Source organism: Hoeflea sp., from assembly GCF_984452065.1.
Genome location: NZ_CFHWAF010000086.1, coordinates 1 through 19,811, shown reverse-complemented (window position 1 = coordinate 19,811; position 19,811 = coordinate 1). Strand labels below are relative to the sequence as shown.

The 19,811-nt window shown below is 59.9% G+C and carries 18 protein-coding genes; 3 read left to right on the top strand and 15 right to left on the bottom strand.

Translation table 11 applies throughout. From position 1 onward, the window contains the following. The 3 genes from AC5E6N_RS16070 to AC5E6N_RS16060 form a co-directional block, all read right to left on the bottom strand. On the bottom strand, positions 1-1,030 hold a 1,030-nt coding region (locus AC5E6N_RS16070), incomplete at its 3' end, for an FAD-dependent oxidoreductase (protein ID WP_491748757.1). After that, a complete protein-coding gene (locus AC5E6N_RS16065; protein ID WP_491688681.1) occupies positions 1,027-1,341 on the bottom strand; it encodes a sarcosine oxidase subunit delta in 315 nt (104 codons plus the stop codon). The genes AC5E6N_RS16070 and AC5E6N_RS16065, both read right to left, overlap by 4 nt. 17 nt (positions 1,342-1,358) lie before the next feature. Further along, positions 1,359-2,612, bottom strand: coding sequence for a sarcosine oxidase subunit beta family protein (locus AC5E6N_RS16060; protein WP_491748756.1), 1,254 nt, complete (start codon positions 2,610-2,612; stop codon positions 1,359-1,361). A gap of 319 nt (positions 2,613-2,931) precedes the next feature. Between AC5E6N_RS16060 and rpsU the strand changes: the two genes are divergently transcribed. Both rpsU and AC5E6N_RS16050 read left to right on the top strand, forming a co-directional pair. Further along, positions 2,932-3,156 (top strand): 30S ribosomal protein S21, encoded by a 225-nt coding sequence (gene rpsU / locus AC5E6N_RS16055; protein ID WP_491688679.1) that lies wholly within the window; start codon positions 2,932-2,934, stop codon positions 3,154-3,156. A 130-nt stretch (positions 3,157-3,286) separates the two neighbouring features. Beyond that, positions 3,287-4,096 (top strand): tetratricopeptide repeat protein, encoded by an 810-nt coding sequence (locus tag AC5E6N_RS16050; RefSeq protein ID WP_491748758.1) that lies wholly within the window; start codon positions 3,287-3,289, stop codon positions 4,094-4,096. A 50-nt stretch (positions 4,097-4,146) separates the two neighbouring features. Here the strand turns inward: AC5E6N_RS16050 and AC5E6N_RS16045 are convergent, their stop codons facing one another. The 6 genes from AC5E6N_RS16045 to AC5E6N_RS16020 form a co-directional block, all read right to left on the bottom strand. Continuing rightward, positions 4,147-5,541: an NAD(P)(+) transhydrogenase (Re/Si-specific) subunit beta gene (locus AC5E6N_RS16045; RefSeq protein WP_491748755.1), complete on the bottom strand. Its 1,395-nt coding sequence runs from the start codon at positions 5,539-5,541 to the stop codon at positions 4,147-4,149. Between the two features lie 11 nt (positions 5,542-5,552). Further along, positions 5,553-5,972 carry a proton-translocating transhydrogenase family protein gene (locus AC5E6N_RS16040; protein WP_491748754.1) on the bottom strand — a complete coding sequence of 140 codons (420 nt, stop codon included), beginning with the start codon at positions 5,970-5,972 and terminating at the stop codon, positions 5,553-5,555. Beyond that, complete coding sequence (locus AC5E6N_RS16035; protein ID WP_491748753.1) at positions 5,972-7,126, bottom strand: Re/Si-specific NAD(P)(+) transhydrogenase subunit alpha; 1,155 nt, start codon at positions 7,124-7,126, stop codon at positions 5,972-5,974. Before AC5E6N_RS16035 ends, AC5E6N_RS16040 begins: the two co-directional genes overlap by 1 nt. Positions 7,127-7,213: 87 nt before the next feature. Beyond that, on the bottom strand, positions 7,214-7,438 hold the full coding sequence (locus AC5E6N_RS16030) for an aa3-type cytochrome c oxidase subunit IV (protein WP_491748752.1): 225 nt from the start codon (positions 7,436-7,438) through the stop codon (positions 7,214-7,216). Between the two features lie 238 nt (positions 7,439-7,676). After that, complete coding sequence (locus AC5E6N_RS16025; protein WP_491748751.1) at positions 7,677-8,411, bottom strand: N-acyl amino acid synthase FeeM domain-containing protein; 735 nt, start codon at positions 8,409-8,411, stop codon at positions 7,677-7,679. A gap of 263 nt (positions 8,412-8,674) precedes the next feature. Beyond that, positions 8,675-9,547 carry an alpha/beta fold hydrolase gene (locus AC5E6N_RS16020; protein ID WP_491748750.1) on the bottom strand — a complete coding sequence of 291 codons (873 nt, stop codon included), beginning with the start codon at positions 9,545-9,547 and terminating at the stop codon, positions 8,675-8,677. 184 nt (positions 9,548-9,731) lie between these two features. Here AC5E6N_RS16020 and AC5E6N_RS16015 point away from each other — a divergent pair, with 184 nt between their 5' ends. Then, positions 9,732-10,289 (top strand): methyltransferase family protein, encoded by a 558-nt coding sequence (locus AC5E6N_RS16015; protein WP_491748749.1) that lies wholly within the window; start codon positions 9,732-9,734, stop codon positions 10,287-10,289. A gap of 63 nt (positions 10,290-10,352) precedes the next feature. Here the strand turns inward: AC5E6N_RS16015 and AC5E6N_RS16010 are convergent, their stop codons facing one another. From AC5E6N_RS16010 to AC5E6N_RS15985, 6 genes are all read right to left on the bottom strand, one after another. Continuing rightward, positions 10,353-12,575: a putative bifunctional diguanylate cyclase/phosphodiesterase gene (locus tag AC5E6N_RS16010; protein ID WP_491748748.1), complete on the bottom strand. Its 2,223-nt coding sequence runs from the start codon at positions 12,573-12,575 to the stop codon at positions 10,353-10,355. A 225-nt stretch (positions 12,576-12,800) separates the two neighbouring features. After that, positions 12,801-16,277: an indolepyruvate ferredoxin oxidoreductase family protein gene (locus AC5E6N_RS16005; protein ID WP_491748747.1), complete on the bottom strand. Its 3,477-nt coding sequence runs from the start codon at positions 16,275-16,277 to the stop codon at positions 12,801-12,803. A gap of 215 nt (positions 16,278-16,492) precedes the next feature. Further along, positions 16,493-16,945, bottom strand: coding sequence for a cysteine rich repeat-containing protein (locus AC5E6N_RS16000; protein WP_491748746.1), 453 nt, complete (start codon positions 16,943-16,945; stop codon positions 16,493-16,495). 52 nt (positions 16,946-16,997) lie between these two features. Then, on the bottom strand, positions 16,998-18,104 hold the full coding sequence (locus AC5E6N_RS15995) for a TRAP transporter substrate-binding protein (protein WP_491748745.1): 1,107 nt from the start codon (positions 18,102-18,104) through the stop codon (positions 16,998-17,000). 154 nt (positions 18,105-18,258) lie between these two features. Further along, positions 18,259-19,272 (bottom strand): LacI family DNA-binding transcriptional regulator, encoded by a 1,014-nt coding sequence (locus AC5E6N_RS15990; RefSeq protein WP_491688667.1) that lies wholly within the window; start codon positions 19,270-19,272, stop codon positions 18,259-18,261. Positions 19,273-19,382: 110 nt separating this feature from the next. Continuing rightward, positions 19,383-19,811, bottom strand: a 429-nt coding sequence (locus AC5E6N_RS15985) for a MarR family winged helix-turn-helix transcriptional regulator (protein ID WP_491748744.1), incomplete at its 5' end; no start/stop codon positions are given.

Below are 19,811 nucleotides of genomic sequence, written 5' to 3'. Positions count from 1 at the left end.
GATCGAACGCCGTCTCGTAGGCGGAATCATTTGCCGTATAGACGCCGACCTTGCTGCCGACGGCAACGCCGTAATGATTGAGAAACATGCGTGCTGCAGAAGACAACAGGATTCCAGGCCGGTCATTGTTGGCAAAGACCATATGGCGCTCGATCGCGCCTGTCGCGATGATCACCTTCTTCGCCCGCACCGGCCAGAGACGCTCGCGCGGCAGATCCGGGTCGGGCTCGGCGAGGTGATCGCTGGCCCGCTCGGCAAGCGCCACGAAGTTCTGGGCATAATAGCCAAAGGCGGTCGTGCGGGTCAGCATGCGCACATTGTCCATCGCGGCAAGGTCTTGGGCGGTTTGCACCGCCCAGTCGAAGCCGGCCACACCGTTGATTGTCACGCCGTTCTCATAGGCAAGCGCGCCGCCCATATGCGCCTGCTCGTCGCACAGCATGACACGGGCGCCTGTCTTCGCCGCGGCAAGGGCGGCGCTGAGACCCGAAACGCCGCCGCCGATAATGAGGACATCGCAATGGACATAGCGGCTCGCATAGCGGTCGGTATCGGTCTCGTTGGGCGAAACGCCAAGGCCCGCCGCCGAGCGGATCACCGGTTCGTAGAGCTTTTGCCAGGCGGCCTTCGGCCACATGAAGGTCTTGTAGTAAAAGCCCGCCGCGAAGAACGGCGAAAGCACGTCGTTGACCGCACCGACATCAAAACCCAGCGACGGCCAGCGGTTCTGCGATACCGCCTTCATGCCCTCGAAGACCTCCTGGACGGTGGCCCGCACATTGGGCTGCCGGCGCGATGCGTCGCGCTCGATGTCCATCAGCGCGTTCGGCTCCTCCGCACCCGCGCCAAGCACGCCGCGCGGGCGATGGTATTTGAACGAGCGGCCCATCAGATGCACGCCGTTGGCAATCAGCGCGGATGCCAGCGTATCGCCCTCAAGGCCCGTATAGATTTCGCCGTCGAAGCTGAAGCGGACAGTCCTGGCCGGGGTCAACCGACCGGCGCCGGCAATGCGATTTGCGCCGCTCATGAGACCAATTCCTTTTGTCTGGCCTGTATCTCCTCATCGGAAGGACGCGGTTTGCCGGCTTCATAGGTCATGATGATCTTGTCCGTGACCGTATCGCGCACCGCATTGAAGAACCGTCCGCAGCCATGAACGTGCCGCCAGCGTTCGAAGGCAATGCCCTTCGGGTTGTCGCGCAGGAAGAAGAATTCGGCAAATTCCTCGTCCGAAACCGATTTGATATCGGCCGGCCGGACAATGTGCGCCTCGCCGGCATAGCGGAACTCAATCTCGGGCCGTTCTTCTTCGCAGTAGGGACAGTAAATGAGGAGCATCTTATCGAACCTGGAATTTAATGGGCAACCGCAGCCGCGGCGGCTTCGTCGATCAGGCGGCCGGTGCGGAAACGTTCGAGCGTGAAACCGGCATTGATCGGATGCGGCGCGTCATTTGCGATTGTGTGGGCAAAGACATGGGCCGAACCGGGCGTCGCCTTGAAGCCCCCGGTACCCCAGCCGCAATTCACGTAAAGCCCGCCGACCGGCGTTCTGGCGAGGATCGGCGAACGGTCCGGCGTCACATCGACAATCCCGCCCCAGGAACGCAACATCTTCATGCGCGAGAAGATCGGGAACATCTCGCAGATGGCGTCCAGCGTGTGCGTGAGAATATGCAGCCCGCCGGTCTGTGAATAGGACGTGTACTGATCCGTTCCGGCGCCGATCACGAGTTCGCCCTTGTCGGACTGCGAGATATAGGCATGCACCGTGTTCGACATCACCACACAGGGGAAGACCGGCTTGACCGGCTCCGAGACAAGCGCCTGCAACGGATAGCTTTCCAGCGGCATGCGCACGCCGGCCATCTCCATGATGACCGAGCTGTGGCCGGCGGCCACGACACCCACCTTCTTGGCGCCGATGAAGCCGCGGCTCGTCTCGACCCCTTCGACAACGCCGTTCGCGGAGCGGCGCACGCCCGTCACCGCGCAGTTCTGGATGATATCGACACCCCGGTCGGCCGCGGCCCGCGCGTAGCCCCACGCCACCGCATCGTGACGGGCAGTGCCGCCGCATCGCTGCAGCGCGGCGCCCATGACCGGATAGCGCGCGGTCGCGGAAATATTCAGCGGTGGGCAATAATCCTTGGCCTGTTCCGGCGTCAGCCACTCGTTCTGCACCCCGTTCAGGCGGTTGGCGTGGATATGCCGCCGGGCGCCCTGCACATCGTGAACATTGTGCGCCAGCATCATCACACCGCGCGCCGAATACATGACGTTGTAATTGAGGTCCTGGCTGAGCCCGTCCCACATCTTCATCGCATGGTTATAGAGAGCCGCGCTTTCGTCATAGAGATAGTTGGAGCGGATGATCGTCGTGTTGCGTCCGGTGTTGCCGCCGCCAAGCCAGCCCTTTTCCACCACCGCGACATTGGTGATGCCGTGCTGCTTGGCGAGATAATAGGCCGTGCCGAGACCGTGGCCGCCTGCCCCGATGATGACCACGTCATAGTTTTTTTTCGGTTCCGGCGACGTCCACTGTTGCGGCCAACCCTTGTGACCGCGCATGGCTTCGCGGGCGACGGCGAAAACGGAATACTTTCGCATGCGAATGACTGGCTCCCGGTTGCGGCGCACGATGCAAGCCCATGTGATGGCAGATTTGCCCGCCCTTCGTTTGTTTCATTGCGACGCCGGACGCCGCCCTGCAGACCCGTTTCGGTTTTATCCCGCCGACATCAAAATAATCAATTCCCGACCACGACTCTGGACTTGGCAGACGAATTCTGTTAGGGCCTTGCCAGCCGCGAGGTCAAACGACTTTCGCGAACCAGGATGTATTTTCCAACACATATCGTCGCCGTGACGCAACTTTTATTGTCACTGTGACGATGGCATAACTCTAAACCGGAAGGAACGGGATCAGGTGCAGGTACTTGTCCGCGACAACAATGTAGATCAGGCGCTGCGCGCACTGAAGAAGAAGATGCAGCGCGAAGGCATTTTCCGTGAAATGAAGATGCGCGATTTCTATGAGAAACCGTCTCAGAAGCGCGCCCGCGAAAAGGCCGAAGCCGTTCGCCGGGTACGCAAGCTCGCACGCAAGCGTGCTCAGCGCGAAGGTCTTCTGGTCGGCCGCAACGGCCGCTAGGAACTGCCATTATTCAAACGCAATTTGTGCGTTTGCTGAGGCGGGGCGATTGAATCGCCGCCGCCTTTATTTGTGACCGGGGCCGGCGGATTCAAACACGAGGGACATACGGGTGACGGCGTTGAAAAGCATGAATCGCATTCCGGCTTTCCTGATAGCTGCCGCCTCGGCCATCGCCCTTACCGCCTGCCAGGCAACCGACCCGTCCAGCGTGATCAGCATCGAAAGAGCGCAAGGCTCGGAAGGCAATATCGCCTCGCTGACGCAGGTCATCGACAACAATCCGAACAATGCCGAAGCCTATAATGTGCGCGGCAGCGCCTATGGCCGCGCTGGCGACTTCAGCAAGGCGTTGAAGGATTTCAATACGGCGATCAAGCTCAACCCGAATCTTTACCAGGCCTATGCCAACCGGGCACTGATCTATCGCGGCATGGGTGATCTCGCCGCCGCATCGAACGACTACAACAAGGCACTGCAGCTCAATCCGCGCTACGATGTCGCCTATATCGGACGCGGCAACATGTACCGCGAGGCCGGTCAGTTGAACAATGCCTTCAACGACTATCAGCGCGCCATCGATGTCGATACGACCGACCCGCGCGCCTACAACAATCGCGGCCTGATCTATCAGAAGCGGGGCCAGCACAATCAGGCCATCGAGGATTTCTCCAAATCCATCTCATTGTCGCCGAGAGCGCCTCTGCCCTACAACAATCGCGGCCTGTCCTATCTGGCACTGGGTGACGAGGAAAACGCCTTCACCGACATCAACAAGGCGCTGCAGCTCGACAAGAACATTGCCGAGGCCTGGGTCAATCAGGGTCTGATCTACGAGCGCCGGGGCGACAAGACGAAGGCCCGCAACGCCTATGCCCGCGCGGCGCAGCTCGATCCGAAATACCAGCCTGCCCAGGACGGCCTTTCACGCGTGCGCTGAGATTTGGACAAAGAGATTGAAAAACCCGCCGGACGGCGGGTTTTTCCTGATCAATCCATCGACTTGACGATATCTTCCGTCATCTTCTTGGCATCGCCAAGCAGCATCATCGTGCCGTCCTTGTAGAACAGCGTGTTGTCGATGCCGGCATAGCCCGAGCCCAGCGACCGCTTGACGAAGAGGCAGGTCTTGGCCTTGTCCACCTCGAGGATCGGCATGCCGTAGATCGGAGACGACGGATCGTCCCGTGCGGCCGGGTTGGTGACATCATTTGCGCCGATGACGTAAACCACATCGGCCTGGGCGAATTCGGAGTTGATATCCTCCAGTTCGAACACCTCGTCATAGGGCACATTGGCTTCCGCCAGGAGCACGTTCATGTGCCCGGGCATGCGGCCGGCGACCGGGTGGATCGCATATTTGACCTCCACATCGGCTTCCTTGAGCAGGTCGGCAAGCTCGCGCAGCGCATGCTGCGCCTGCGCCACCGCCATACCGTATCCGGGAACGATGATGACCTTCGAGGCGTTCTGCATGAGGAAGGCCGCGTCTTCGGCGGAACCGAGCTTGACCGAGCGGTCCATATCATCGTCGGCGGCAGCGGCCGTCTCGCCGCCAAACCCGCCGAGGATCACGGAAATGAACGACCGGTTCATGCCCTTGCACATGATGTAGGAAAGGATGGCGCCGGACGAGCCGACAAGCGCGCCGGTGATGATCAGTGCCAGATTGCCGACCGTGAAGCCGATACCTGCCGCCGCCCAACCCGAATAGGAGTTGAGCATCGAGACGACGACCGGCATATCGGCCCCGCCGATCGGAATGATGATCAGCACGCCGAGGATCAGCGAGAGCAGCACGATCAGCCAGAACACGAACGTGCTCTCGCTGACGACCAGGATGACGACAAGCAGGATGATGGCGATGCCAAGACCGGCATTGATGACATGGCGCATCGGCAGCAGGATCGGCTTGCCGGACATCCTGCCATCGAGTTTCAGGAAGGCGATGATCGAGCCGGTAAAGGTGATGGCGCCGATGGCGACGCCGATCGACATTTCAACAAGCGCCTGTGCGTGGATATCGCCGATCTCGCCGATGCCGAACGAGGTCGGCGAATAGAGCGCGGCGGCGGCCACCAGCACGGCGGCAAGGCCGACCAGCGAGTGGAAGGCCGCGACAAGCTGCGGCATCGCCGTCATCGGAATACGGCGCGCCACCACGGCGCCGACGCCGCCACCGGCGGCGATGCCGATGACAATGAGCCCGAGGCCGCCGGCGGACGGGGTTGCAAGCGCAAGCGTCGTGACAATGGCGATACCCATGCCGATCATGCCGTAGACATTGCCCCGCCGGCTCGTCGTCGGATGGGAAAGACCCCTCAGGGCGAGAATGAAAAGAACGCCCGAAACAAGGTAGAGAAAGGCCGCGAAACTCTCAGACATCAATCAGCCCCTCACTTTTCTTTTTTCTTGTACATGGCGAGCATGCGCTGGGTGACGAGGAAGCCGCCGAATATGTTCACCGAGGCGAGCACAAGCGCGATGAAACCGAAACCGCTCGCCAGACCGCTGGCCGATATGCCGACGGCCAGAAGCGCCCCGACGACGATCACCGACGAGATGGCGTTGGTGACCGCCATCAGCGGCGTATGCAGCGCCGGCGTCACCGACCAGACCACGTAGTAACCGACAAAGATCGCCAGTACGAAGATGGCGAAGCGGAATATGAACGGATCAACCGCACCGCCGGTCGCACCGTGCGCTGCCGCTCCCGCGGCATCGGCGACCGCCGGCATGTCGGTCACGGCCTGCCGCACGGCCTGCGTCGCGGACTCCAGATTGTCCAGTGCGTTTTCGACTGCGGAATTTGCCATCACGCATCCCCCTTTGAATCATCGGCACCGCCGAAACCCGGGTGCACAATCTCTCCGTCATGGGTCAGCATGGTGGCCTTGACGAGTTCGTCTTCCATATCGATCGCCAGCGTCTTTTCATCCTTGTCGATCATCGTTTCGAGGAAGGAAAGCAGGTTCCTTGCATAGAGCTGCGAAGCGCTGGCGGCGATCCGGCCCGGCACATTGTTGTAGCCGATGACCCGGACACCCTCGACCTCGGCGATCTCGCCCGCCTTGGCGCCTTCGACATTGCCGCCGCGTTCGACCGCAAGGTCGACGCAGAGCGATCCGGGCCGCATCGATTTCAGCATCGCCTTGCTGACGAGCTTCGGCGCCGGCCGTCCCGGTATCAGCGCCGTGGTGATCACGATGTCCTGCTTGGCGATATGGTCGGCCACCAGTTCGGCCTGCTTGGCCTGATATTCCCTGGACATTTCCTTGGCGTATCCGCCCGCCGTTTCGGCCGCCTTGAACTCTTCGTCCTCGACGGCGATGAACTTCGCGCCGAGCGAGGCGACCTGCTCCTTGGCCGCCGGGCGCACATCGGTGGCGGAGACGACGGCGCCCAGCCTGCGCGCTGTCGCAATGGCCTGCAAACCGGCGACACCCGCACCCATCACGAACACCTTGGCAGCCGGGACGGTCCCCGCGGCCGTCATCATCATCGGCAATGCCCGGCCGAATTCATGCGTCGCGTCGATGACCGCCTGATAGCCGGCAAGGTTTGCCTGCGAGGAAAGCACATCCATGACCTGCGCGCGGGTAATGCGCGGCATCAGTTCCATCGCGAAGCAGGACAGACCTGCCTCGGCGAGCGCCCCGAGAGCCTTCTCATGGCCATAGGGGTCCATAATGCAGATAACGACGGCGCCCTTCTTGTAGGACTTGAACTCCTGATCCGTCGGCCGGCGGACCTTGAGGACCACATCGGCCGATTTTGCGCCCGTTGCGATGGTCAGTTTTGCGCCGGCTTCGGCAAATGCTTCGTCGGGTATCTGCGAGCCGGCGCCGGCGCCCTTTTGAACCGCCACGTTCAGACCGAGCGAGGTCATTTTCCTGACGGAGTCGACGGATGCGGCAACCCGGGATTCGTCCGGATGGGATTCTTTTGCAATGAAAACGGTGCTAGCCACTCTTCACTCCCTGTGATCTGACATCGCGCCAAGACCCGCCGCGGCCGCACAGCTGCAGCAATACGCCGGCAACAGGCCGTGACCGGCCTATTTCAGCACGTAAAAACCGACTGCGAATAGGATGATTGCCAGCAGCGTGGCAGTGATGAAACCGGCCGAGGTAAAGAAACCGAACGCCATGGCGATCAGGATGACGACACAGAAAAGCGTGCTGAACTTGGTCAGGTCGAGGAACATCTTGTATGTTTTTTCGTGTTCCGGGTAATCCATCTCGGCTCCCGTTTCGACGGGTCCGGTATTCTGCTCGGCCATCAAGACACTCCCCTGCCAAACCGGTTGCGTCCGATCATCGCACGGACGTTTCCTGCCTCAAATCCCTTTGCCGTCCAAATAGCCGGCAGGCGCCGGCGGACACTGGCAAAGCTTGCAGCCTCGAATACACAATGCCGCCCGTCGGGGCAAGTCGTGCCGGAAAAAGGCCGCATGCGGCACATGACCGCCCATATCGGGCGTGCAAACCGGGCGGTCCCGGCCGCCCGGAATCACAATCTCAGGAGGCAGCCTGCAGGTAGCGGGCCGTCGGTATGATGGTCAGGGGCATTGTGCCGAGTTCTTCCTGCGGTGCAAACATCATCCGCCGCTCGAAGGGCTGCGAGCGGAAGAAGGGATAACGTTCGTAAACTTTCGGCAACTCGGTCGAAACGTGTGCGACCAGAAGCCCGAGGTCGATATCATAGCCTGGTGTGTTAATGATCGGAGGCGCTGCCTCCATCGACCGGAATACCCGCTTATAAAATGGATAGTGCCGCGGCGGAACCAGCGACAGGCAACGATCCGCTCCAAAATACTCGCAGGCCATGGTGGCAATTCTAAGCGTCAGATATGGCAGGGCCGGCAGATCATCAAAGACCTCCGGGTCCGACGCATGCCTGACCGGGTCGATGAGAGACAAACCTGAGTCTAAAAGTGTATCAACTGTCTCCGGAAAGAGATGCCGACTTGGACTCACACGGTGAGCGGGCGTGACGTGGTGTACACGAATTGTACTGATCAGCCGCTCCTCACAGTATATTCCGTAGACAAACGCCTGCGGATCGAAATCACTGTCATCGACAAACAGCTGACCCGGCGGCGGCACGTGCATCTTTGCCTTCTTATAGGCCTTTATTCTCAGCTGTGAGACATCTTCCATGTCCTCCGCCGTCACAATCCTGCGGTACTCTACCCGCTCCATCACATCTAACACTCTAGACGCAAAGTCAGAAGTGGATTTGGGAGATGCCATAAACCCCGCCCCGCATTGGTTAACAGTAAGATAACGGTAGCGGATAGAAGCAAATATTAAAAGTTAAATCAAAAGGAACCGGCTGTTAATTTTATGTTAAGGTTAACGGGCAGACAGAGCGGCCGCGCCTTTATCGCAGCCAAACGCGAAACATCCGTTCAAATAGCGGGAATGGGCATCTGTCTCTATTGCGTGTTCCCGAAGCAGCGTTCGAGAACAGCAGCTAGAGCATCGGGCAAAGCGGATGCTCTAATAGCAGATCTTCAGCCAACAAGACGATAGAGGTGTTTGATGTCGCGAAGGTCCGATCCGCTGTCGCGCTCGACGGCATCGGCAAAGCGGCGGAGCAGACGATTGAATCTTTCCTGAGCATCTAGGAAGGGCGCATGTCCGGACTCATTGAAGATGATCGTATGCCCCTCAAACAGCCCCGGTCCAGAAAGCGACTGCATGTAACTCATGCGTACAATAGGATCGCGTCGTCCGTGCAGAAGGCATACCGGCGTGCCGGAAGTCTCGACACCCGTGCGCTGATCATTGTCCGGATTTCCCATAACATTACGAGAAAGGCTGGGTCGCATCCTTTCATCGGTCCGTTGCAGTGTTTCCACAAACTCGCCAGCACGCAATCCGCCGAGGCAAGCGTTCTCAAAGCGCATTGCATCCGCCTCGGTGAATGTACCCTTGGAGACCAAAAGCAGATTTCTGGATATGTGCAGGGAACGGATAAGACCAAGCGGACCTCCGCTCACAGGAGGAGCGCCAAAAGCCAGAACACCTGCCACCTGCGATACGTCGCCCAGCATCTCGTACGCGATATGCCCACCCAGCGACCATCCGACGACCACGCAGCGGTCCAGCCCTATTTCCCGGACAAATGCGGTCACGGCGGCGGCAAAGCCCTCATAGGAGTAGGTGGCCCGCGGGTCGTCCGCGTCCGGCGATGCTCCGTGACCGGGCAGATCAACGGCGATCAGCCGGTGGCCGGCGAGTTCCTCGCTTTCGAATTGCTGGCTGAAAACCCCCTTTGAAAATCCCGAACCATGCAGGAACAGAATCGGCATGCCGTCGCCCGCTCTGTCCATATAGGACAGCGACGCTTTGTCGCTTGAAACGGTCGGCATAATCTTTGTCAAATCCCACCTCCACGCCAGGGTTTGCAACGGCTTTCAGCTCTGTGGAATTTAACAGATGGCGTTTAATATTTGCCTAAGCTTGCATGTTCGGATTTATTGGTTAGATAGGGGAACGCACGGTATAGAAACGTGAATGATTCTATTGCTGGTTGAATAAAGATCGTCGTTGTTTTGGGAGTGAGCGATGTTGCTGGATGGGCTGGTTTGCCTGCTTGCAGTGGGGATTCTGGCAGCGCATGTGTGGTCGATGCGGTGCCATTTCGACGTAGACGTCAAGCAGATGCCCAAGGGCATGAACATGCTCTCACTGCTTGTATTGTTTAGCCTGTTGTTAATGATAGGCCTGACTTTCTACGGAAACCAGCCGATCATCCCGCAACTGGTTTCCCTGGTCATGCTGATCGCGAGCGCCCTGCTCTTTTGGGCAACGATACGCGAGTCGTCCAAAGCCGGGCTTCTTGCCGCCTTCGATGAGAAGCTGCCCGCAAGCCTGTTGATGACGGGCCCCTACTCCCTTGTCAGGCATCCCTTCTATTCATCTTATCTTTTACTCTGGTCCGGCTGGGCAATCGGCACGTGGAGCCCCTGGGCACTGGTGCCGCTGGCCGCAATCATCGTGACTTACTGGGCCGCCGCGCGGGGCGAGGAAGAGAAATTCGCCTCCACCCCGATGGCCGAGGAATATGCCGCATACAAGGCAAGAACAGGCCGTTTCATACCGAGGATCTTCGGCCGCAGATGACCCACAAGCAGCAACACGGGTGTCACGCCGGGAATGCTCTGAAACCGGATAATTTCCGCAACGTCACCACGCGGCAGCCGCGCGGCCTTTCTTGTTGGCTCCGAGTGAGGTCAATTCCGATATGCCGCTGCTGGGCATCGGCATGCCGAAGATGAAGCCCTGGATGAGATCCGCGCTCTTGGTCGAGCGGATGAGTTCCAGCTGCTCTTCCGTCTCGACGCCCTCAATGACAATCTCCAGGCCCAATTCCCGGGAAAGATGGACGACGCCCTTCAGCAGTTTGAGCATACGTTCGTCATTGGCGATGTCGCAGACGAATGAGCGGTCGATCTTGACCTTGTCGAGCGGCAGGAGATGCAGATAGCTCAGACTCGAATAGCCGGTTCCGAAATCATCGATGGCGATTGTCACGCCCTTGGCGTGAAGCTCCTTGAGTATGGCTTTGGCCTTGGCGGCATCCTGGACAAAAGCGCTCTCCGTCACCTCCACCTGCAACCGTCCGGCTTCAAGCCCGGACGCCTTGAGCGCATCGGTGACCATCGAGACGATGTCCTGGTTGCGCAGATCATTGGCGGACAGATTGACCGATACGGCCGAACCGTTGGGCCAGCCCGCGCAATCGCTGCAGGCGACCATCAGCACGTGACGCGTCAGTTCGCCGACGATGCCCATTTCCTCTGCAAGCGGGATGTATGTTGCCGGCGATACCGCGCCGAATTCGGGATGATACCAGCGCGAGAGCGCCTCGCAGCAGGCGACCTCGACCGTATCGACCGTGAACATCGGCTGATAGGCGACACTGAAGGATTTTTCACGCACGGCATCGCGCAGCGCTGCCTTGAGCTTCTGGCGGCGTGTGTATTTCTCATCCATCTCGTCGGCAAAGAGCACCCAGCTGTTCTTGTCTTGATGCTTTGTCTCGTAGAGCGCTAGGTCCGCCTTGATCTGCAGGTCGTCGAGGCGAAACTCGGCCTTGGTGCCGATGACGATGCCCGCACTCAAACTGACGAACAAACGGTTTCCGTTGATCAGATAAGTGCCGCGCAGCGCCGTGAACAGTGTCGACATGATCTCGTCGATATGGGCCTCGTCGCGCACGTCACGGATGAAAATGACGAACTCGTCGCCGCCGAAGCGCGACAGGGTCATATTGTCTGAGGCAATGCTGCTCAGCCGGGCCGATATGGCACACAGCAGCCGGTCGCCCATCATATGACCGCTGGTATCGTTGACATGTTTGAAATCGTCGAGATCGATGACGGCGAGCGCGAATTTTTCGTTCTCGTCCATTTTCCGAACCGCCTTCTCGACGGTCTCGGAGAAATAGCCGCGGTTCGAAAGGCCGGTCAGGCTGTCATAGCGCGCCATGTGGACGATCTTTTCTTCCGCTTTGATGCGCGCCGTCACATCCTCGAAAATAAGCACGACACCGCTGTTCTTGCGGCGCTTGGCGCTGAATTCGAGATAGAGTTCATCCGAGAAGTAAACCAGCGCGCGGCTTTCTTCACCGTCGATCAGCGCCTGGAGTTGAAGCTGGATGATCCGCGCCCGGTCCGCGGTGATCACAGACTTTCGGACGCCGTATCTGAGAACCGCCGCAAGGGTGTGTCCGGACAGCGCATCCCTGCTGCCGGTGGCCAGAAGCTCGGCCGCCTTCCTGTTCGCGACCACAATCCGGGCATTCTCGTCCAGCATGAACAAACCATGTGGCATATTGTTGAGCGCGGCGTTGAAACGATCGGCGATGATCGCGATTTCACGCCGACTGAGGACGTTCTCAAAAAGGAACTCGCGAACTCCGTTTGCCATCGATATTGTGGTGAGCACCAGCGGTATGATCAAAATGGCAAGCAAGCCCATGTAAAGATTGCCCGTCAGCAACAGGCTCACCATGATCGGAATGCACGCGGCCAAGGTGACCACGTATACATTGATCTTCGTACCAAAGTTGCGGCCGACAACGGACACCATTGCACTGAGCGCAACGGATAGACCGGCTATTTGGGCAAAGGTATCTTGGGTGAACAGGAAACTATAGCCTGTCAGCAATCCCAGCATAAGCGTCGTCATGCCGGCGGCGATAATCGAACGCCTCTCCCAACGGGCAATCGTGGTTATATCGCCGACGCACACATCAACCAGATCAAACCGCGTCATGAGATAGAAACGGCCCACCCAGACAGCGAGAATAATGCCACCGAATATCAGATAAGCCGGATCACCCAGCTTCATGTAAATCAACAGACAGATCGAGACATGCGCGATCATGCCCGCACGCAGCGTCATACGGTTCCCGTATAAGGACCGGACAAACGACAAATAAACATCCGCTGGGATCTGTTGCGGCTTCTTTCCACCCATAAACTTCATTCCATGCAATGTAGATTATGAGTTATCGCAAAAGCATTAAGGAAGACTTGAGACGCCCCCGGCGATCCTCAAATACAACCTTAGATACATGCACTTATACTACGGTTGTATTTGTTTGGCGCCACTGTATTTCTCAGTGTTTTATTCGGCCGCCTGAGACAAGCCCGCGCCCCCGGCGGAATAAGCCTTCTTGAGATTTTCAAGTTCACCCTGCAGATCGGAAACGGACCGGTCCTTGACCGGGCCATAACCGCGAATGCGCTGCGGATAGTCGAGAAGAGCAACCGCAGCGTCGTAATTGTCCTTCGAGATGGTCCCGCAGACCTCATCCAGAAGGCGCTCATAATCACTCAGGAGACGGCGTTCCCGCTTCCGCTCCTCCTGCAGGGCAAAGATGTCGAACGGCGTTCCGCGGATCCGTCTGACCGCGGAAAGAAGCGCGAAGGCCCGCAACATCCACGGGCCGAACCGGCGCTTGCGGGGTCGCCCGTTTTCCTCCGCCCCGGCCAGAACAGGCGGTGCGAGATGAAACTCCAGCCGGTCCCAGCTTTCGAACTGGTCATGCAGTTGCCGGGAAAACGAGCCGTCGGTAAAGAGCCGCGCCACCTCGTATTCGTCCTTGATCGCCATCAGCTTGAAAAGGTTGCGCGCCGCCGCGTCGGTCAGGCGGCCGGCCGCGCCGGTCAGCTTTTCGTCGGCCGCTTTGACCCTTTCGACACGTTCGAGATAGCGTTCCGCATAATGCCTGCTCTGATAGGCCGTGAGGAACTCCACCCGCCTGTCGATCGTTTCCTGCGGGCCCTTCGAGAACAGATGAGACCGGTCCGGCTTGTGCGCCGCTGCAATCAGATCGCGGACCGATTGCGGATCATGTGCGGCGCGCCGGCCCCATCGCAAAGCCGCGATATTCATCTGTGCGGCCTGTCCGTTCAGGACGATCGCCTGCTCTATCGAAGCCACCGATACCGGCAGACCGCCCCGTTGCGCGGCAAGGCCAAGCATGAACATGTTGGCGGCAATTGCGTTTCCGAACAGCACATTCGCCGCCGCCGTTCCGTCAAAATAGACCGTACGATCCTCACCGGCCGTTTTGACGATCTCGCGCTTGAGGCGCTCCACCGGCAGGGAGAAGTCCGCATTGCGGGCAAAATCCCCCGGCATGATCTCTGCGGTGTTGGCCACGAACAGCGTCTCGTTCTCGCGAACCGAGGCCAGCACCTTGCGCGATCCGGACACCACCAGATCGCAGCCGAGCACAAGATCCGCCTTGCCGGCCGGCACACGAATGGCGGCGATATCCTCGGGCCTGGCCGCGATCCGCACATGGGAAAACACCGCGCCGCCCTTCTGCGCCAGGCCCGCCATATCGATCATGCCGCAGCCCTTTCCCTCGATATGGGCAGCCATGCCGAGGATCGCGCCGATGGTCACGACGCCGGTCCCGCCGACGCCGGTGATCACGCAAGCCCAGCCGTCTTCGATCGGCGCCGCCACCGCGTCGGGAACACCGTCAAGCGGATCGCCGCCATCAACGGTTGCGCCGGCCTTGCGGATTTTGCCGCCATGAACGGTGACGAAGGACGGGCAGAAGCCTTCAAGGCAGGAAAAATCCTTGTTGCAGCTTGACTGATCGATACGCCGTTTGCGGCCGAACTCCGTTTCAACCGGCTGGACCGAGACGCAATTCGACTGGATGCCGCAGTCGCCGCAGCCCTCGCATACAAGTTCGTTGATAACCACACGGCGGTCGGGGTCGGGGAATGTGCCGCGTTTGCGCCGCCGCCGCTTCTCCGCCGCGCAGGTCTGGTCGTAAAGCAGCACGCTGACGCCTTTGACCTCGCGCAATTCCCTTTGAACCGCATCAAGCTCGGAGCGGTGATGGAAGCTGGCCCGGGCCGGCCAGTCCATCCCGGTCGGATATTTGTCCGGCTCATCCGAGACGACGGCGATCCGCTCAACGCCTTCCGCCCGCACCTGGCGGGCAATGGCGTCGACCGTCAGCCCGCCCTCGAGCTGCTGACCGCCGGTCATGGCCACGGCATCGTTAAAGAGGATCTTGTACGTCACGTCCGCACCGGCCGTAACGGCAAAGCGCAGAGCCAGAATGCCGGAGTGGTTGTAGGTTCCGTCGCCGATGTTCTGAAAGATATGCGGTGTCTCGCTGAACGGCTGCTGACCGACCCACTGGGCGCCCTCCCCGCCCATCTGGGTGAAGCCCTGGGTATCCCGGTCCATCCAGATGGCCATGAAATGACATCCGATCCCCGCAGCCGCTTTCGATCCTTCCGGAACGCGTGTTGAACTGTTGTGCGGGCATCCGGAGCAGAAATACGGCGTGCGCACGGCGATGTCCGTCATGTCGGCCAGCATCGCCTGGGCCTGGCGAATGCGTTTGACGCGGCTGTCGATTTCCTCGGAATGGCCCGCGATCTTCAGGACCCGCTCGCCGATCGCGACGGAAATGTCGTTCGGATCAAGCGCGCCTTTCACCGGAAAGAGCCAGGCGTCGTTCTCGTCGCGCTTGCCGACCACGACCGGCTGATGCGCGGTGCCGTAAAGGGCCTCGCGCAGCTGCGCTTCGATCAGCGAGCGCTTTTCCTCAACGACGATGACCGTCTCGAGCCCGGCGACGAACGGCCGAAAGTCCTCCCGCCCCAGCGGCCACGGCGCCGCCACCTTCATCAGCCTTATGCCGAGCCGGTTTGCCGCCTCGCCGTCGATGCCGAGATCGGCAAGGCTCTGACGCACGTCGAGATAGCTCTTGCCGACGCTGATGATGCCGATCCTGGCGTTCTGGCCGCCGTCCCAGATCGTCCTGTTGAGCCCGTTGGCGCGGATGAAGGCGCTCACCGCGTCGCGTTTGTATTCGTGCAGACGCGCTTCCTGCCCGAGAAAATCGAGCTCGCCCAGCCGGATGTTCAGCCCGCCGGGCGGCATGTCGAAGTCCGGCAGCACGATATCGAGCCGGTCAAGGCCCGCCTCGACGGAGCCGGTCGATTCCACATTGTCCTTCACGCATTTGAGCGCCGTCCAGGTACCGGCAAACCGCGAAAGGGCGAAACCGTAAAGGCCGTAATCGATGATTTCCTGCACCCCGGCGGGGTTGAGGATCGGGATCATCGTGTCGACGAACAGAAGCTCGGTCTGATGCGCATTGGTGGAGGATTCGGCGGTATGGTCATCGCCCATCAGGGCCAGAACACCGCCATGCGGCGACGTGCCGGCGAGGTTGGCGTGACGGAAGACATCGCCGGAACGGTCGACGCCGGGCCCCTTGCCGTACCAGACCGAAAAGACGCCGTCATATTTGCCGTGTCCGTCAAGTTCGGCCTGCTGCGTGCCCCAGCAGGCGGTCGCCGCCAGTTCCTCATTGAGACCCGGGTGGAAAACGACATCGCTTGGCTCCAATTGCCGCTTGGCCAGAAACAACTGCTGATCGAGCGCACCGAGCGGCGAACCGCGGTAACCGGAAACGAAGCCCGCCGTGTTCAGACCGGCCCTGCGGTCGAGCGCCTTCTGCATCAGCAGAAGGCGGACCACGGCCTGCGTTCCGGTCACGAATATCCTGTTTTTGGATAAATCGTATTTGTCGTCCAGCGAGACGTCGTGCAGTGTCATCCAGTCCTCCGCAGCACAGCCCGGAAGGCCGGCATCGTTCCGCCGTTAAGGCTCTTGGCTTATTTTGGGTCTCGGCGTCTGCACGTCAAATGAAATCGATTGTGCGCCGCAACCGTCGGCCGGCTCACGCGATCTGTTTTTTGGCGTTACCGCACCGTGGTGACAAGCCGGACCGCTTCAGGCCAACAACGAAACGGACGGTCGCTCCTCAGCGGTCACTTCAGGTGCTCAAACACCGTCTTTGCTTCAGCCATGCAGCCTTTGCTCACCCGGTCATTCCATGCATAAAGACAGGCCAAAAGCCGGTCCTCCCCGGGTGCCACGGCCGAACACAGGGACTTGATGTCCGCGGCACATCCCTTCCTGAGGGTCGCCTCGTAGGGCGTGTCGTTCAGGTTCCGGATATCGGCCGGAATGAAGCGTTTGAACATCGAGCTGTGGGTGGCTTTGGCCAATTCCGGTCCGCAGGCCGGAGAAAGTTTGTCGCTGTGGGCATAAAGGCAGGCGGATATCCGGCCACGCCCTTCGGCAACGCCCTTGCATTGCGACGCGATATCCGCCGAGCATATGCTCATGAGGTCACTTGCCTGGGCCGGGACCGCAGGTCCCGCAACAGCCGTGAGCGCAAATCCAAGGGCAAACATCGCCGTCCTTGAAAGGCCGGTCACCGGTTTTCTCCGTATGGCAAAAGATTTGATTGGACCGGATGTCTTCCGCGCATCACAGGCGCCCGGCCCTTTGTTGCAGCATGAGGAAAGCATCCTGTGCATATTCCGACAACTGGAACCAGAGATAGGCATCGCGCCGGTAGCCCATATAGGAATCGAGCAGGGCCTTGAAATCGGCATTGTCCGAGGCGAGTTCCTTATAGGTTTCCTCGGCGGTGTTGAAACAGGCAAGCATGATGTCATGTGAATAGGGCCTGAGGACGGTGCCGAACTGCACCAGCTGGCGCAGCGTCGGCGGATTGAGCGCATCGTAGCGCGCGATCATTGTGGCATTGGCCTGAGCCGACGCGCTGCGGATCGCCGCCTGATAGGGCTTTGGCAGCGCATTCCACTTGTCCAGATTGATCAGGTTCATCAGCGTCACGCCGCCTTCCCACCATCCGGGATAGTAGTAGTATTTGGCCACCCGGTTGAGGCCGAGCTTGTCGTCGTCATAGGGGCCGACGAACTCGGCCGCATCGATCGTTCCGTTCTCCAGCGCGCCGTAGATCCGTTCCGGCGGCAGGTCGACCGGCTGGACCCCGATTTTTTCGATGATGGTGCCGCCGAATCCGCTGATGCGGAACTTCAGGCCCTCAAGATCGTCGAGCGAATTGATTTCCCGGCGGAACCAGCCGCCCATCTGCGAGCCGGTATTGCCGCTCGGAAAACCGATAATGTTGAACTTCCTGTAGAACCCGTTGAGCAGTTCGAGACCGCCGCCCTCGTAAAGCCAGGCATTCATCATCCGCTGATTGAGGCCGAAGGGCACACCGGTTCCAAATGCAAAAGCCGGGTCCTTTTCCCAGAAATAATTGGAGGCCGTGCTGGCGATATCTATCTTTCCTTCCTGCACCGCCTCAAGCCCGCCGGCGGTATCAACGATTTCTCCTGCCGAAAAGACCTTGATATCGAATTTGCCGTCCGTCAGTTCCCGCACCGTATCGGCAAAGATCACGGCAGCGCCGTAAATCGTATCGAGCAGTTTGGGATATCCCGACGAAAGCTGCCATGTCACGACCAGCTGCGACTGCGCGATCGCCGGCGCCGCCAGCGCCACGGAAGCTGCCGCGCCGGTGCCTGCCGCACCCGCCCTCTTGATGAATGAGCGACGGTTCATGCTTGTCCTCCTGTCGGGTTCTACGGGTAGCCGGACCCCGCAAATAGCAGGCCGTGCGGGTCTTCCTCAAGACTACACCTTGTCGCCGCCCATGCAAACGACCGCACAAGCCTTTCCCGGATGCTCATGCCGGCCTCAAAGCCCGCTCCAACGGTCATTTCAGCGGCGAGGTCGATTGCCGGATGCGCATTTCGGGACGAATAAGGTGCAGACCGTCCGCATCCTTCGATCCGTTCAGCTTGTCGAGCAGGGCGCGCGCCGCCATCCGGCCGACTTCCGCCTGGCCGTTCCACACCGTCGTCAGCGACGGCGTCGCGATCGAGGCTTCTTCAAGATCGTCATAGCCCGTAACGGAAATGTCCTGGCCCGGCACCAGCCCGGCGCGCGCGATCCCGTTCATCAATCCGATGGCGACGAGATCGTTCCAGCACACGGCGGCGGTCGGCTTTTGCGGCAAGGAGAGGAAATTGACCGCCGCTTCGAAACCCGCCTGTTTGGTGCGCGGCCCCGGTATTCTCAGATCCGGATCGACATCGATATTGGCCTTTTGCAAGGCCTGCACATAGCCCTGGTAGCGATGACGCCCCGTGGATGTCTGGTCGGTACCGCCAACCATGGCGATGCAGCGATGGCCGAGGCCGATCAGATGGTTGGTCGCCAGGGCAATCCCGTAGGCGTCGTCGCCGCGATAGGTCGGGACATCGACCTCGTCGACGGAGCGGGCAATCAGGATCGCCGGCATACCGTTGTCTTCGGCGAGCTCAATGTCGCTCCTGGGCGTTCCGATAGCCGGCGACATGATGACCCCGTCACCGCCGAGCTGAAGCAGCGTTTCGATGAAGTTGCGCTGTTTTTCGACCGAATCGTAGTGATTGGACAGAATGAAGGTCTGCCGGTTGCGGTCGAGCTCGCTCTCGATGGCGCGCAGGATCTCCGCATAGAAGGGGTTCATGATGTCGTGGACGACAACGCCGATAATGCCGGAACGTGACGTGCGCAGGCTGGCCGCGCGGCGGTTGTAGATATAGCCGAGCGCCTGGGCCTGTTCCTTGATCCGCTCACGCGTCGAATCGGCGACCAGCGGGCTGTCGCGCAATGCCAGGGACACGGTTGCGGTCGACAAGCCAAGAGAATCCGCAATTGTTGACAGTTTGACCTTTTGGCCCAAGAACCACACCCCTTGGCAGCGCGGCCGCCAGCGCGACCTTGAAACGACCCCTCAATCCGCCCGTTTTAAATTGAAACCCGAAATTTTAAAAGAGATGGCCGAAGGCCGCCTTACCCGAGGGCTGACGCTATGTTCTGCTCGACACGCCGCAGCAGCTTTGCCAGGGATTTGACATCCTTGGCGCTCATCTCCTGCAGGGCTAGTTTTTGCGATTTCCGGATCGCCTTCCTGACCGATTTCACTGCCTCGCGTCCCGCCTCCGTCAGATAGACATGCGACAGGCGTGCATCCGATCGCGAATCCCTTTTGTCGACGAAACCCTGGGCCGCAAGCCGGTTAATCGTCTTTGTCATCGTCGGCGCCCTCACGCCCAGACGCTCCGCGATGACCGACAATGAAAGCCCGTCCTCCGCGTCCAGCGCCAGAATAACCGCATCCTGACCGGCATAGAGGCCGCACGACAGGAGCTGCCGCGACAAAAGGGTGCGCGAACAGCGGGCCGAGGCGGCAAGTTGCGAGAAAAGCTCGACTTTGTCCTC